The organism is Ferrimicrobium sp., assembly GCA_022690815.1.
Lineage (GTDB): Bacteria > Actinomycetota > Acidimicrobiia > Acidimicrobiales > Acidimicrobiaceae > Ferrimicrobium.
This window is the reverse complement of sequence record JALCZJ010000013.1, coordinates 1-14242: the sequence shown is the minus strand read 5'-3', so window position 1 is coordinate 14242 and position 14242 is coordinate 1. Positions and strand designations below refer to the sequence as shown.

The window sequence follows — 14242 nt, the reverse complement described above, 5'->3', positions numbered from 1 at the left end:
CAATCTCTACGGGTTGATCGCCAAGTCGTGCGATCGCCACCTGTGGCGGGGCTTCGATCCCGATCCGCACCGAGCCTCGTTTTGATTCGACCACGGCAATCACAATGCGGATGGATGTCTAATTGTTTGTCCCCGTCCATCTGAATGCCGAGGTGCTCCCCACTAATCTATTGGCCACGGCGCAACGATTTTCGACGCTCGTGCCCCCTCGTAGATCCGGTGGCGAAGTGTCAAGTACTTTGTCCATAATCGCCATACGAGCTTCCACTGGTCAGATGCAGGATCTATTCTTTCAACGGGCAATCCGATACTTTTGGCATCATTTGCTCCAAGAAGGGCTCCATGAAATCTTGGGGAGTCGATGAGGGGATCGAGCAACCTCTTCGAGAGTTCATCTGCTTCGGTTTTGCTGCGATCTGGATTGCTTGCGATTGCCTCTTTCATCAAGTCAGCGCTGCGCGCTAGAGCTGATCGCGCTTGTTGTACCATCAAAGCGGTAACATCAGCCAAAAGGCCAGCATGGAGCGCAAACGTTTCAGGCTTGGCTTGCACCGCTGCCTCAGCTTCTGCGACCGCAGCAATGATGTCCTTGGCAGATATGAGCGCTCTGTTCGGCGCTGACAGTTGAGGATCGATTGGTCCAAGATCGCTGGTGGGTCCCATGACGATCCCATGCGCCCCCAGAGCGAAGATCGTTCCGGCACTCTTTGCCTGATCAGGAACCAGAACGGTGAGACGATTGCATCGTTCCTGGCAGGAGCGCACCAATCGTACTGCGGTTTCTCCGTCGCCTCCGGGAGTAACAAGCATGACATGGAGGTCTTCCTCTCGATTCGCGTCAAAAATCAGTTCTTCGAAAAAGGAAACGCTATAAGGCATAAGCTGGTCAAATACAACGACCAGCCTGCAATCGTGAATCCTTTCATACTCGGCGATCAGCGTCTGACGGCTATATCTCTCGGCATTCTCCGCATGGAACAGAGGCGACTGCGTGGGGTGAGTGACTATTGGTTCTTCGAATTGCAAATCGTCCACCCGGAAGAGAATATGACTGGCTTCCCCTCACGGCGTTGAAGAGCGGCATCCCTCGCCTCCTTCGCTCTGGCAATTTTATCTTGCCAGTTGGGATCTACTCCAGCGGGCACTGCCAAGGCGCCGCCATTCGAGATGTCCTCCATTTTGCCCCTCATAATTTCGACCTGCCAACATTCTAAGACATTTTGATCGTCCATTTATGGCAGAAAATCAAGTTTAGTTCAGAAAAATCACCTTCCCCGAAGTTGGCTGGCGGTTTTGGCTCACTAAAGCTAGCGCCAGCTGTCAGATCTGTTCACATCGGCACCGGGTCCCGATGACTCGGCATGTCTCGCAACGGACAATGCCTGTGGCAGATCCTGCTCAACCAAGCCACAGACGCGTCCTGTCTCCTTACTGTCGATCTTGACGAAGTGGTCGCACTTGGCAACCTCGCCGTGTCCAATCAGCCTCGACTTTTCACACTGAAGCGAATACGCCCGCAGCTTGTCGTCGCCGTTGACGTTGGGTTCGTAGAACTGCCTGAGGAGAACCATTGATGCTAGAGGCTGCTCACGCACGAGCGTCGAGGTAGTGCGGATGGCATTCCGTCGGCTGTCCACTATCTCCTTGAGGCGCGATGTTCCGATGCCTCTGGAGACCGTGAGCTGGGGTGTGCGAGACGCAAACTCGTCGGAACCGACAGTGCTTGCAAGAAGGACGGCGCGTCCAGTATCTTGGGATCAGTCGCGCCGAAGAAGCTCCGCGATGTTCTTGAAGGCGAGACGAAATGCAGTCATAGGAAGGCATGGATGTTAGCGTAAGTATGTGTCCTCATCGCGCACCAAAACTAGGTTTCGGCATACGGATCCTGCACCGAGCAAACGTTCCACCGTGGGAGATGGTCCAGAGTTGCTATACCACTACACGGATGCCGCAGGCCTAGTCGGCATCATCACGACTGCAGAACTATGGGCAACAGATGCGCTTTACCTGAACGATGCCAGTGAGTTCACCTACGTCTTCGAACTCATTCGCGAGGAACTACAACGACTCATAAAGAGTGACCACCCGTATCCTCCTGGTAGAGCAGAAGTCGTGGGCATGATCGAATTTGCAAGAGAGCTTGCGCTCGACTCACTCCGCGATGACATGTCGTTCTTCATCGCATGCTTTTGTGAAGAAAAGGACCTTCTGAGCCAATGGCGTGGATACGCGAGAGGGACCGGGGGATTCGCTATCGGTTTCAAGCGAATTGAGAAGGAACGTTTGGCTCCAGATTATCCGCCCACTTCCTGGAAGTTCGAGCGGGTCGGCTACGACCCCACTATGCAGAGAGCAGAGATCCAGAAACAACTGAAGAAAGCCCTGAGACACAATAAGCCCACAGGAGAGAGTTGCGAGGCTCTCTTTGACGCTTGGAACTCATTCAAAGACGGGTACTTCGGCGACATCGGCTCCAAAGCACTCCTCTACAAGCATCCTGGATTTGCTGAAGAGAAGGAATGGCGTATTATCGTTCGGCTGAATCGAGCGAAGCTGATCAACGCCGGTCTCCCTAGATTTCGCACCGGCTCGCTTGGTCCCGTGCCGTATGTGCTGGTCGACGGATACGGTGCGACATCCCCATCTCGGCTCCCCATTGGAGAAATTGTCATCGGTCCAACTCAGAACCCCGGCCTTGCGGAGCGCTCAATCCGACTGCTGCTCGGATCATCCGGCTACGATGATGTGGCAATCACGCATTCGGCAATCCCACTTCGAGCTTGAACAAAGATGTGGCACAGTCAGTTCGGCCATCCTGCTGGCGCTGCTCCTTGCTCCCATAGATAGGCCATCTGCTCGATGGTTGTGTCTCGCCCTGGGATATGCAAGTTTCGGAGCCATTTACCCTCCACCTAATCTCATGTGGGGCGCACCACTGGATTACTCGACCCCAATCGGTTATGCGTCTTCTCGTGCGCTCGTTACCTCCGGCGGCGCGTCGATCCCGACCCGCACGAACCCCGTTTCGCCTCCACCACTGTGATCACGATGTCATCGTCGATGACGATCCTCTCGCCCTCCTTGCGGGTTATGATAAGCATCCATGCCTCCCTTCTGATGGTTCATCCTACCAGAGACGGAGCACGGTGTGGAGGTCGTGAATCCGTCAGTGCGGTGGCTGACGGTGCAGTGGCTAAGTCTGACGGTGGCGGTTCAGCACGCGACATTTGCCCATCCTTTGGGAGTCCTGCGTTGCCCGCACCACTGTTTGCCGTCACTGCATCACCTACTTCTCGTGTGCCTTGGCAGGCCCAACCCCATCAACCCAAACTTCCCCTCTCAGTGAAGACTCCCTAGCCGTGCGCGCCTGGACTAGGATCACTACTCTAAGGCGACTGTACGGAGGGGCTGTGGTTCAGGATCTTGGGCGATTGCGAGTGAAGAAGATCATAGTCCACGCGGTGCCGTACCACTTGGCCAGCGCGGTCAGCGGCGAACCCATACTCAGTGATGTAGACAGTCCTCTCACTCCGGTTATACGTAACTTTTTCAAGGAACGCATAGCTAGCAGCCTCGGCTCCGCCGCCTACGAAGTCGAATTGGATGCTTCAGCCCCCTCGCCAGTGCCGCGCCTAATCCTCAACAACCTGGCTCCCAAAGCAAATGGCTTCGTCGCGATGTCCCAGGAGATGGCTCGCCACCTCTATCGCTGTCAAACGGGGAATAGCCCAGAAGGACTACTGACGGTGTGCGGCGTTAGCGTAGCCGACAGGAGCGGTATTGCTATCTTGAAGCTGGAGAAGGAAGAGGGAGCTCGCGTAGAACTCGGGGAGACCGACGGAAAGCGTACATTCAGTGTTCAGCACCTCCAGGACCTCATGCTAACCAAGCGTACAAAGGTATTTAAGGTCGGTCTCTTCGTACAGGCTGAAGCCGGTCTGAATTCCGTCGATGGTTGGGTCTGCGACACTCAGCGCAGCTATGACAGCACCGTCGCCCATTTCTTCCTGGAACGGTTTCTTGGTTGCCGTCTACGTGAGCAGCCAGAGATCACCACTCAACGTTTTTTCTGGGCTGCAGAGAATTTATCAATGATAAGATTGCTGACCCGGAAACCAAGGCCCGATACCAGGTGTCATTGTTAGCTGAATTGAACTCAACCCGAGGCAAAGTCTCTCTCTTAGACTTTGCAAGTAACTATCTCGACACCACCGATCGATCGTCATTCATTGAACAGATGGACGAAGCACGATTGCCCACGGCCGGCTTCGACAAGGACATCCGCCTTGTCCGGAGTCACCTCCGGCGGATTCATATAGGTTTCGAGAGCGGTGTTGTAGTCCTTGCACCACCCAAAAGTATAGGAAGCACTGTCATAATAACCGAGTTAGCAAACAACAAAGCCAAAGTCGAGGTAACCGACCTGTTGAAACAAATGTCGGGCTAACCTGCGATGACCGCAATTGACTTAATGGCGCTACGAGAACGTTACCAGGCCGAGCAACCACGATATCAGGCTCTCGCTGCCTCGGTAGTTCAACAGCTACATACGGCCACCCGCCAGCATGGGCTTCCATGCAGTGTCGAAGGTCGCGCAAAGGACACTGCTAGCTTCCTCAAGAAAGCCCTTCGCAAGGACTACGCGTCGCCCTGGGATGATATCCACGACAAAGCCGGCGTGCGCGTCATTACACTGTACCAATCTCATGCTAGCGAGGTCGAGCAAATCATTCGAAACCTCTTCCATGTACGCCACTATGAGGATAAGCGACGGGATCTTCCACCGGACAGATTGCGGTATCTCGGAGTTCATTTCGAGGTATCTGTCCCCGATGAGGGAAACCCACCAAGAAGCACAGAGGATGCTGGCGAATTGGTCTGCGAGATCCAGTTGCATACGCAGGCCCAAAATCTTTGGGCAACAGTTTCACATGAATTGTTATATAAACCAGTTCAAGAAGCACCCAGTGAGGTGGCTCGAGGGGTGTATCGTCTGATGGCACTCTTAGAACTTTTTGATGGCGAAGTCGAGCGGGGTCGCGATCAAATCCGTCGGCTTCCCGGCTACGAGGAGGCGCGTATGTTAACTATCTTGGAGCAGCAATTCTGGACCTTGGTTGCACGGCCAACGGACGTCGATCTATCAAAGCGGATCATCACCGTACTGCTCCCTCTAATTGGTTCCGATAACGCCAGTGACTATAAGAGCACGCTGGACACGTTTGTTGAGACCCATCGCGAGAAGCTGGACGAGATATTCGCTGACTACGCGGAGGATGATCGCAATGTTCTTCTGTCGCAGCCCGAATGTCTACTGGTGTTCGAACGGCTGACGGTTGACCCATTCGCTCTGGTAGACGTCTGGCAGCGACACTTACCAACCGATCTCCTGACATCTCTGTCAGAAGTTTGGGGCACCCCGGTCACACTCTAACCAACTCACCACCACCCGGCGCCCGCCACCTATTGATGCGGGCCAAAGCATCCCGCTTGGACGGCCCCAACAAGCACCAAACATCAGCGTATTCACATCCGTGAGTCACACCGAACCGGCGAACCAGACTCAATCCCTTCGGACTTGCGCCGAAGTGATCAACTAAACTGAGATGAATAACCGATTTTGGGACACGGATGATCAACATGATTGAGATTTTGGGATACACTGCCGAAGCATCTGCTCGCCAATTCCCAGCTCACAACCGTTTTGGATGATCAAGATGATTGAGAAATGACAAAACGCTGTTGTCCCATCTTGATCATCTCAGTAAAATTCTCGAAGAACGTGATTATTGAACGTCAATGACCGGAAACTCTCAGTAACGAGAAGCTGGTTGCGCGGGGTGTCAATACCCCCTTGAGGGAGCAAATGTGCGAGCCGTAGTGCTAACAGGAGCGAGTCTAGGCCCTCGCACGATTGACAATGAAGGAGCCCACCGCTTATGTCAAAGCAAAAGGGGAACAGATCGTGCACCCGTGAGTTGGCAGTTCAGCTACCCCGCTACTCGTTTGTCAGAGAGTCCAACTAAAGTCTAGGTTGATATCGATGGTGGAATGAGTATTGGAATCATGAGTCAAGAGTCGTCCGCTCGCTGGGCTGCTTGGGGCTGATCGCACTTTACTCGCGCATCCGCCTTTAGAGCTGGCTGTTGCGGAATTCCGGACCGAACCCCGAGAGGAAGAGTGGTCGCCTGACTCGGCTCTGCGCTTCAAGGAGCGTCTTGGTGAACTCGGTGTGACCTTCGATCGCATGGAGCCGATTCAGCAGCAGCGCCTGTCCTTGAAAGTGCAGGCAGGCGTGGCAGCTTTTCCTCAGGTAAAGTTAGGTACTCACGGATGGCTGTTTGTGTCGGCTGATGGTGCGACACAGATGCCGTTGCTCCCAGAGGCTGTGGTGTACCAGACCTCTAGATACGACCACTGGAGTGTCACGATGCGTTCCACAATTAAGGCGATGGTCACTGCGATGAATGAGTTGCAGCCCTCCTCCCTGGTGATGCGCATCGGTGTCCGATATGTGAATAGTCTTGTAGACACCAACGCGTTGACTGCACAGTCGTGGATCCCGCACCTCAATGAGCACTTCCTTGGATCGTTGTGTCATGAGGATCTCGGTGTTCATGTGCGGACCTCCCAGCAACAGGTGGAGCTCGCCTTCTCCAACACTCAAGGTGCTCTCGAGCGGCATGCCCCCTTTCTCGATGCCACGGTCGGGGGATCATCCAGCTACCTCATAGATATCGATGTCTTCGACACGGAACCGCTACGCTTAGGTGAGGCTAACGTGATTGAAAGGATAGAAGTGTTGAGTCGGACTGCTGCCACTTTGTTTCAGGCGGTCTTGAAGCCCGATTATCTGAAGCACCTCCAGCCAATCGATGTGGAGGAACGGTCCAACGCAGGAGCCTCGACGTGACCGCAACGTTCACGCCTACTGGCTCTACACTCGGCGACTACGAGGACCTTGCAGCATGCGAGGCGGAGACGAACGACCACCATACTCACATCGGGGTCGTTTCTAACCCTGGCTTGCTTGAAGTTCTGAATGGGTTTAATAAAGCAATTCGGGAACCCCTCGCTGCGCCTCGGTGGTTTGTTCGAGAGACTATGGCAGTGGATCCGTCGCGATCACAATCAAGTGATCCATCCTGTGGTAAGTGGGAACCACAGCGCATCCCTCTCGTGCTAAGTGATCACATGCCTACCTGCATCGTGACCTTGCTTGTATTGGGTCTGACAACGGATGATACTCCAGCGTCTGAGATTGGCCGCGTGCATTCTTCTCCAGTCTCTGGTGTCGACAATGTTGTAGAGGTAATCGAAGAGACTTCGCGGCGAATTGCTCTCCCGCTTAAGGACGTCTTGGCTGCTGCTGGGGTGAAAAAGAGTACATACCACTCCTGGAAGGCGGGGGGCGTCATGACGCCTCAGCTGGCCAGTCAGGGTCGTTTATGGGAGTTGGTCCAGTTCGTTGAAGATTTCACTGAGGTTCATGACTTCCCCATCCAACAGTGGCTTCTAACAGACGAAGCTCGCCAGCAACTCTTCATGAGCGGCCATTTTGCGGAACTGCGTGAGATGCTCCTTTCGCAACCGCGATCGCTCGTGGGAGCCCCGGAGTATGCGAGGTTAGCCGCAATCGGCGGCGAAATCGTAATTGATGACCACGATACCGAACCTGGTAGACACCGACGAGGCCGGGCCAGCCGGGTACAAACCATAGAGGCAGCCGACCAAGGCCAGAGTTGATTGCATGGACGCCATCGAGTCGGAGCCGACATTGCCGTGGGCTATAACAGATCAGCTGGACGACATCTTCGATCTCAACAAGTTGAAGGCTACACCCTTCAAGGACTCACTTGACTATTGGCGACAGGGCGATTTAGTTCGTGGTATTCGCTTGTTTTGGGGAAGTGGATCCGGTCTTGACTGTCTAACCGGTATGAACATGGATACTAGCTCCGATGGAGGGTGGAGTGTCAAGCGCTGGGCGCATCCGAACGGTTTAGGGGTCGATGACAACTCCCCAGAGCCCATGGCGATCATCACCTCGCAGACATGTGATGTCGTCGCAGCGGGACCGGGAGGGCGACACCCTACTGTTCAAGTTTCCCCACTCGTTCAGCTCTCTCAGATCGGAACTGACCGTGCCGCAGCCGTCGACAAGGGGCGTGCAGTTGACATGGTCCTGATTACCCACACGCCAGACTCAAAGGAGTGGGCGGCGGATCTGCGGATATCTTTACCTCTTTCAAAGTCCGTTCTTGCTGCTCAACAACCGACGAGGGCCTTTCGCACAACACAGGAAGAATACGCCTTCGCCGATCGTCTGGCCCTAAAGGTACGACGGGCCGCGGCACATGACGCCATCGTCAAACTGGCCCAGAGCTTAGATCAGTTCATCAAAACAAGCAGGCAGTCTGGGGCGACTTGGATTGATCGGGTTGAGCAAGTGCGGGTTCGCGCCACCTCTGGCACGTTACTTGACCCAAAGACACTTGAGTTGTTTGTGATCACCCTTGATGGACGGTTCGAGGCCGAGCAGATGTACCCCCTTCGCCAGTGGCGCCAGAGCAGCGATGTGAAAACATTATTGAAGTCACAGGTCGGCGGCGCAACAGTGACCCCGCTGCGCTTTGTCGAGCTGGAAAAGATGAAGGTCCAAGACTACAGGGAGTCGGTACCCTTGAGTCTCCCGGAACTGGGACAAAGACCCTTCTGGTAGCGGCCAGGGATGCTTAGGTTGGGAGTCCAACACCCTTTCCACGAGAACTCGAAGACCCTTGCCGATACTCGTTCGATGCACGACGGAGTTGGGGCTGGATTGAATGGGATGCGGTGCTTAGCCTTTGTGCCCCCATAGGTATTCTTTGCACCGATGCCAGGTCGTCTCCGTGACACCGAAGCTGCGAGCAGCCCCGAGCGATGGTGTTGCCCTCGTTTGCGCATCCGATCACCCTAATGGAGTTGTGTGATGACCTGATCTGGTGAGTGCAACCAGGCCCAACAGGGACTTAGCTCCCATATCTATTCTGGTCCGTCCTCTCACATTGTGGGTGGCTCACATAGGGTTCAACGGGTCACCCATAGACTTGCTGGATCTCGACTCCTCAGTCCAACTCTCTCGCCACGGCCAAATCATTCGCCAATCCGATTACCACTTCCTGGCCGGAACTAGCACTCTCATAGACGGCCTGCCAAACTCCCTGCTAGATGATAAACTTTCGGTAATAACTGCAAATGTCGTGCAATCGTCGCCATGATGTGTTAGGTTTTCAATTGTACCAGAAGATAACTCTGGTAGCGATGATTACCATAGAGGGGGTAATAACGAGAGTACGGAACGTGATTCGAGGGGGGCTATCGTAGCTGCCAGTTTTGGTCTCGCTAGTTTGGGAACTAGGATGGGATTGGCAGCCGATCACATGCCCACCGAAGCTTCTGGAATCGGGTTCTACCCACTTATCGGGTCCGCAAGAGCCCATTCGATTTCCGGGTTCTCCGAGCCTCTCTATATCTTCGGTGGGGGTGATGGTCCGAGTGTGCAGTCCTGCGGTGCATGTGGTACTGTGGCGCTAGCAGCAACCTCTATCTCATCTACTGCAACCCGCTGGGAAGTCGAGATAAACTCGGTCGCCCCAGTCGAATATGCCGATGACTTCAGAGTGACGTATGACGTCGGGAATAACGTTGGAAGCACCTACTTTGACCCAAGAGGACTCGAATGGTCTTCGTACAGTCCTACCATAGAGGCATATCAGCAGTATGGCGATGTTAGCCCTGATTTCAGCGGATTTGTCTATGATACGGGTATCGGTTGGTGCTAATTCAACACGCCGGAGCTTTATTACGGCTTGAACTCATGGTAGTTCGTATCTGCTAGAGGATAGAGGAGTTGCTCATTGACCTTTGATCCCGTAGATTTCGTTCGAACGGAGTACACATACGTTGGCCTGAGAGCATCTCAACTGGAGCTTATCGCCATGGATGATCCACGAGGCGGGTACCTGACGTTGCTCTATGGTCAAGGCACGCACAATGGTCAGTCTGAGTCCGCGAGAGCGACACTACAGTCGTCCGATTCCGGGGTGATCGCTATCCAGATGCATCCCTGGATCCCGAGGCATGCCAAGGAGTTTTCCGATGGTCAACTTCCCTATCGATCATTGTTTGTCGCGGGGGTGGTAGCCAACCGCCTCGATGTCGTGTTTCGCTTCTATCTCCGCGAAATCGAAGGGTTGACCATTGATCCTCGTACTGCATTATCCAAGGTACAGGCCAAGTTACAAAGTTGGCACGAGGATGCGGAGTCCAACCCATGGTGGCCGGGCGCGATAACTGAACCGACAGAGGCCCCACCCCTGGACCTGCCTGTGGGTAATGATCACGTTACCTTGCGTTGCTTTACTATGGGGAGGATACTGGTCTCGATTCCGACCTTGATCACCATCGACGATTCCCAGTTAGTAGTCATTCTTGCCATCCGAGGCAACGGAGCATCCGACCTTGCTTTGTATCGTCTGGACCCCATGGATGTCGTGTTTGGTGGGTATCCTCGTCTGTTGCTACCGCCGTAGAGCACAAAGACAACGCGGTAGATGAGCTTTGTGGAGCATGTGAATGCTCGGGAAGGGAGCAAGTTCGGATGGTCTTTGTCATTGACAGCTTTGGCGCAGTGCCATCTGCCGCCGTCGGTGCTGTCCGACTCAGTGATCAACATGACGACATGTATCAACTTGTAGCAATGGTGTCAGAGGGTCGGGAATCAAACGTTGAACTTGGCTACGTGTTGAGGACCCAAGGACCGAACGGCCAATATCCGAGCGACGTCGCCGAGAAGGGGGTGATCCCTCGGACAGCCCCGGCCTTGTTGATCCAAACGAGGATACCTGAGCCGCCATCCCAAGGGAAGAGCCTGAAATCTTTCGAGATGTCCTACTGGGCTAAAACTGTCCGCAGAACGGATCTGGGGTGGGCGTCGCAGCCCGAGCTGAGCGCGCGGTCGGCGAACGGCAACCCTTGGTGCAACCAAATGTCGCCAGTATATCTCGAGGAGGTCGACTTCGATTATCACTACGACGGCGACAGGTACGTCACCGAAGGAGTTCGCTATCGAGATAGCTGGTCCTTTGGGGCGTCGATACTATGGTACGAGCTCCCAGCGCTATTACTCGTGAGCGGTCGGGGTATTGAGGCTAGCGACCTCTGGTTTGAACCCGTCAACTCAGAGGCCATCCTGGAACTGCAACGACTACCACGACTGATGCTCGGCTAGCCCCTGTACGAGCCTCGCAACCCCAACTATCCCGGTCTTCAATTTGGCTGGGCAAAGGCCTATTACTACCATAAGCTCGACTTGCAACCAATCCTGGATGGAATCGGTATTAGTACGGAAGATCCGAACGATGCTGGTGTTCTCAGGGACTTTCACTACAACGCCGACGACGATGTGAATCTGCAGGTGCGTATCGTAGCGTTGACACAAAGTGACGTTGGTCCCTACTCGATCCCCAACACTGCCCCAGTCGGCCTACCCACGGCCCTATTGCGCTGGAGTGGACTATCCGCCAAATCCAATCACGTACTACAATCGGCACTGCCCCTCTTAGGTCAATACATCTTCTAAAGAATGGAGCTCTCCTATGCCGTGGAGTGGAACACCACCCTCTCATCGCGATGACTTTAGGGAACCCTGTACCTTTCGGTGCAGCAATGTCTCCACGGCAGAGGTGCTCTATCAGGGGAACGAGGGCTACTACGAGGACATAGCATGCACGTTGAAGCTGTCGCTCTTTGGGGGATTCACCCGTAGTTTCGCCATCTATGATGTCGGCTTCTTCTCGACGTGCATGCTCGACAACCCAATCCCCTTGAACCCAGAGGATACGACGCATGTTTTTGTTGACCCAGAGTCGACCGGCAACGTCCCACGCACCTGGTGTCTTGTCTTCATCTCCTACACCACCGTGGCCCATCTTCGTGCAGGTCGAGAGGTTCTCCATTCCTTGGGTGTCACCGCCGAGGACGGGTTCTCTCACGAACCACCGGACCTGAGACCGGGTTTTGAGGGAGGTAGTTCTGATTATTATGAACCACCAGGTGAGGCCAGTTTCTACTTTCCAGAAGGTGTACAAAACCGCTATCTGAAGCACGGTCTCGAAGAGCCCCCCGACCTCATCCTCAGTATGGTCTTTGACGGCTGGCCGACCTACCAGAGGAAGTTTGATCAGCTCAGCTGGCTCCGTTTGGGACCACCAGAACCATCCATGGCAGGAGCCCAACCACTGCATCTGCACGTAAGTGAGGAGGAGCCTCATGGCCGAGATGTCACCGATGAACTTTCCGGACTCCCACTAATCCCGGGCACCCAGGAGAGGCTCTCATCGCTATGGCTCCTTGGCGAGTATCGTGTCAAATATCTTGGTGCCTATGCCTTCTTCTGTGATCCAGTGTCTCAAACGAAGGATCGTCGGGTGAGCTGGCACCCCAACGAAGATGCCAGCCTCGCCGAGATCCTCGAGGCCACGACCACGGTTGGCCTACCTGCTGGAACTATGGCTTGCTTTGAGCGCAATGAACCACCCTCTACCTGACGGTTGGTCCCGACTCTGAAACGTGTGACAGAACCTATTGCACTGATACCATGACCGATCACGTTCACCCGTGGTTAAGCTGAGGAGTACATATGAACGAAGACGCAGGTGAATCGGGAGGGAGCCCCCGAGAAAGGCTCGCTCAGATAAGAACTCTACTCAATGGAGTCTTTTCGACTTCAGACTCCGAACGCCCCCAAGCGTGGGTCGACATGATGCACGGAGTACTAACAATACCCCCGTCTGCTGTGTTGTCAACCTACGAACATGGATTGTGGCAGGCGTTCTTGAGTTACGATCCACCTTCTGCCAACCACGGAGATGTCAATGATCTGACTGCGCTGGGTTGGTTGACAACCACCTTCCACCAGGCGCATGCCTCCCTCCTGCTGGCATCAGAAGGACTCGGGGGGATCGCAGTTGCCAATGTGCGAGCAGCGATGGAACATGCCTTCTTATTGTCGGCCTTTTCCAGTACGGAGGACTCTGAAACCATTTTTGATAGCATCACGTCTCGACATCGCAAGGAATTAAAGAGATTACTTGACTTCGTTGGCGGACAAGACGTGCCAGAAGGTGAGGTCGTGGAGGCGATTGCATCACTCATCCCCACTGGCGATAGCCAGGATACTGAAACTTGGCCGCAGAAGATCAAACAAGTCTGTGACCGACTCGATACAGGGGAAAGGATCTACCACGAGTATGGGTTGCTGTCTGGGCGGTTACACCCCGGACTCTTTAGCGTACTGCTTCCTGCCGTTCTTGATTATCCAAAGGCAGACGCCTCTACCCCACCCGACCTCGATGCCTCCGAAGCGGACAGTTTTCTCATACGGTATGACCTCTGGATCGCCATCGGCGCTTGTGCCTGGGCCGGCTGGGCTGTTGATCGATTCTTCAATACCCACCACTTTGAGCCATTACTTGCAGAGTTTGCCGGTGAGTTGGGCTTTGTTCCGATCTTCAAGGCAGGAACACTCCCGTAGCTAGACCAACCTTCCGATAATCACCTGTATCAGCAGTTCGACCCGGTGCCAACTTCCGATACTGGGACAAAACCCCACCACTTGGGACCCAAAACACCTTCCGATATTACGAGTCACACCCTCGCACTACGCTAACCCCTATGACCACCCCTATGACTGCTGCTCTTGAAACCTATCGCCTTGCTCTCACAAAGTCACCGCTCTCGACTAACACCAGCCGTGCCTATGAGTCACGAGTGGGTGGATATCTCGCGTGGCTGGCATGCGCTGATCTTGACGGTGACCCAAGTGCAAGAGACTGGGCGGTACGTGATTATCGTGCATGGCTAAAGATCAAAAGGGAGTCCAAGGCGCCTATGCGAACACTCAACGCAGTCGATGTTGAGAGTGCTAAAGTGTAATGCCCCACCACCTGGAGAATTGGGACGACAAGACCTAAGCATCCCACGATGCGAGAGTGGTAGAGGTTTCGTGAATCGTTCGAGCTAGGCGACCCTCTCGGTTACGGTGACGTCGAACCCGAGAGCCTCGATCCGCTGAGCCAGTCGCTTTACCTGAGCTTCGGGATCGTTGTGCTTCTCGAAGTAATCAGCCCCTAGATCTTGGTAGAGTTCTCCATTGGTAAGGAGATGCCAGACGACGTTTAACATGGAGTTGGCGAGCGCA

The 14242-nt window shown here is 54.3% G+C and carries 15 protein-coding genes; 12 read left to right on the top strand and 3 right to left on the bottom strand.

The features are described from left to right. Positions 1–162: 162 nt before the first annotated feature. Positions 163–810, bottom strand: coding sequence for a hypothetical protein (locus MP439_05610; GenBank protein ID MCI2975536.1), 648 nt, complete (start codon positions 808–810; stop codon positions 163–165). 3 nt (positions 811–813) lie between these two features. On the opposite strand from MP439_05610, the gene MP439_05605 reads away from it, so the two are divergent. Beyond that, on the top strand, positions 814–1074 hold the full coding sequence (locus MP439_05605; protein ID MCI2975535.1) for a hypothetical protein: 261 nt from the start codon (positions 814–816) through the stop codon (positions 1072–1074). 233 nt (positions 1075–1307) lie between these two features. Here MP439_05605 and MP439_05600 read toward each other — a convergent pair whose 3' ends face one another. Further along, positions 1308–1637, bottom strand: a complete 330-nt coding sequence (locus tag MP439_05600) for a hypothetical protein (protein MCI2975534.1) — start codon at positions 1635–1637, stop codon at positions 1308–1310. A 271-nt stretch (positions 1638–1908) separates the two neighbouring features. Here MP439_05600 and MP439_05595 point away from each other — a divergent pair, with 271 nt between their 5' ends. The 11 genes from MP439_05595 (at position 1909) to MP439_05545 (ending at position 13576) form a co-directional block, all read left to right on the top strand. Beyond that, entirely contained in the window at positions 1909–2784 is an 876-nt protein-coding gene (locus tag MP439_05595; GenBank protein ID MCI2975533.1) for a DUF2971 domain-containing protein, read from the top strand. Positions 2785–3437: 653 nt separating this feature from the next. Continuing rightward, complete coding sequence (locus tag MP439_05590; protein ID MCI2975532.1) at positions 3438–4145, top strand: nucleoid-associated protein; 708 nt, start codon at positions 3438–3440, stop codon at positions 4143–4145. 308 nt (positions 4146–4453) lie between these two features. Further along, positions 4454–5434, top strand: a complete 981-nt coding sequence (locus MP439_05585) for a hypothetical protein (protein ID MCI2975531.1) — start codon at positions 4454–4456, stop codon at positions 5432–5434. 705 nt (positions 5435–6139) lie between these two features. Further along, positions 6140–6913 carry a TIGR04255 family protein gene (locus tag MP439_05580; protein ID MCI2975530.1) on the top strand — a complete coding sequence of 258 codons (774 nt, stop codon included), beginning with the start codon at positions 6140–6142 and terminating at the stop codon, positions 6911–6913. A gap of 356 nt (positions 6914–7269) precedes the next feature. Then, the gene (locus MP439_05575) at positions 7270–7746 is read left to right on the top strand and encodes a hypothetical protein (GenBank protein ID MCI2975529.1); all 477 of its coding nucleotides are present in this window, start codon (positions 7270–7272) and stop codon (positions 7744–7746) included. A gap of 4 nt (positions 7747–7750) precedes the next feature. Next, positions 7751–8722: a hypothetical protein gene (locus tag MP439_05570; protein ID MCI2975528.1), complete on the top strand. Its 972-nt coding sequence runs from the start codon at positions 7751–7753 to the stop codon at positions 8720–8722. A 1258-nt stretch (positions 8723–9980) separates the two neighbouring features. Next, on the top strand, positions 9981–10574 hold the full coding sequence (locus MP439_05565) for a hypothetical protein (GenBank protein ID MCI2975527.1): 594 nt from the start codon (positions 9981–9983) through the stop codon (positions 10572–10574). 68 nt (positions 10575–10642) lie between these two features. After that, on the top strand, positions 10643–11272 hold the full coding sequence (locus MP439_05560; GenBank protein ID MCI2975526.1) for a hypothetical protein: 630 nt from the start codon (positions 10643–10645) through the stop codon (positions 11270–11272). A gap of 81 nt (positions 11273–11353) precedes the next feature. After that, entirely contained in the window at positions 11354–11623 is a 270-nt protein-coding gene (locus MP439_05555; GenBank protein MCI2975525.1) for a hypothetical protein, read from the top strand. A 16-nt stretch (positions 11624–11639) separates the two neighbouring features. Beyond that, entirely contained in the window at positions 11640–12590 is a 951-nt protein-coding gene (locus MP439_05550) for a hypothetical protein (protein MCI2975524.1), read from the top strand. Between the two features lie 92 nt (positions 12591–12682). Next, positions 12683–13576: a hypothetical protein gene (locus MP439_05545; GenBank protein ID MCI2975523.1), complete on the top strand. Its 894-nt coding sequence runs from the start codon at positions 12683–12685 to the stop codon at positions 13574–13576. A gap of 485 nt (positions 13577–14061) precedes the next feature. Here the strand turns inward: MP439_05545 and MP439_05540 are convergent. Next, on the bottom strand, positions 14062–14242 hold a 181-nt coding region (locus tag MP439_05540), incomplete at its 5' end, for a hypothetical protein (GenBank protein ID MCI2975522.1).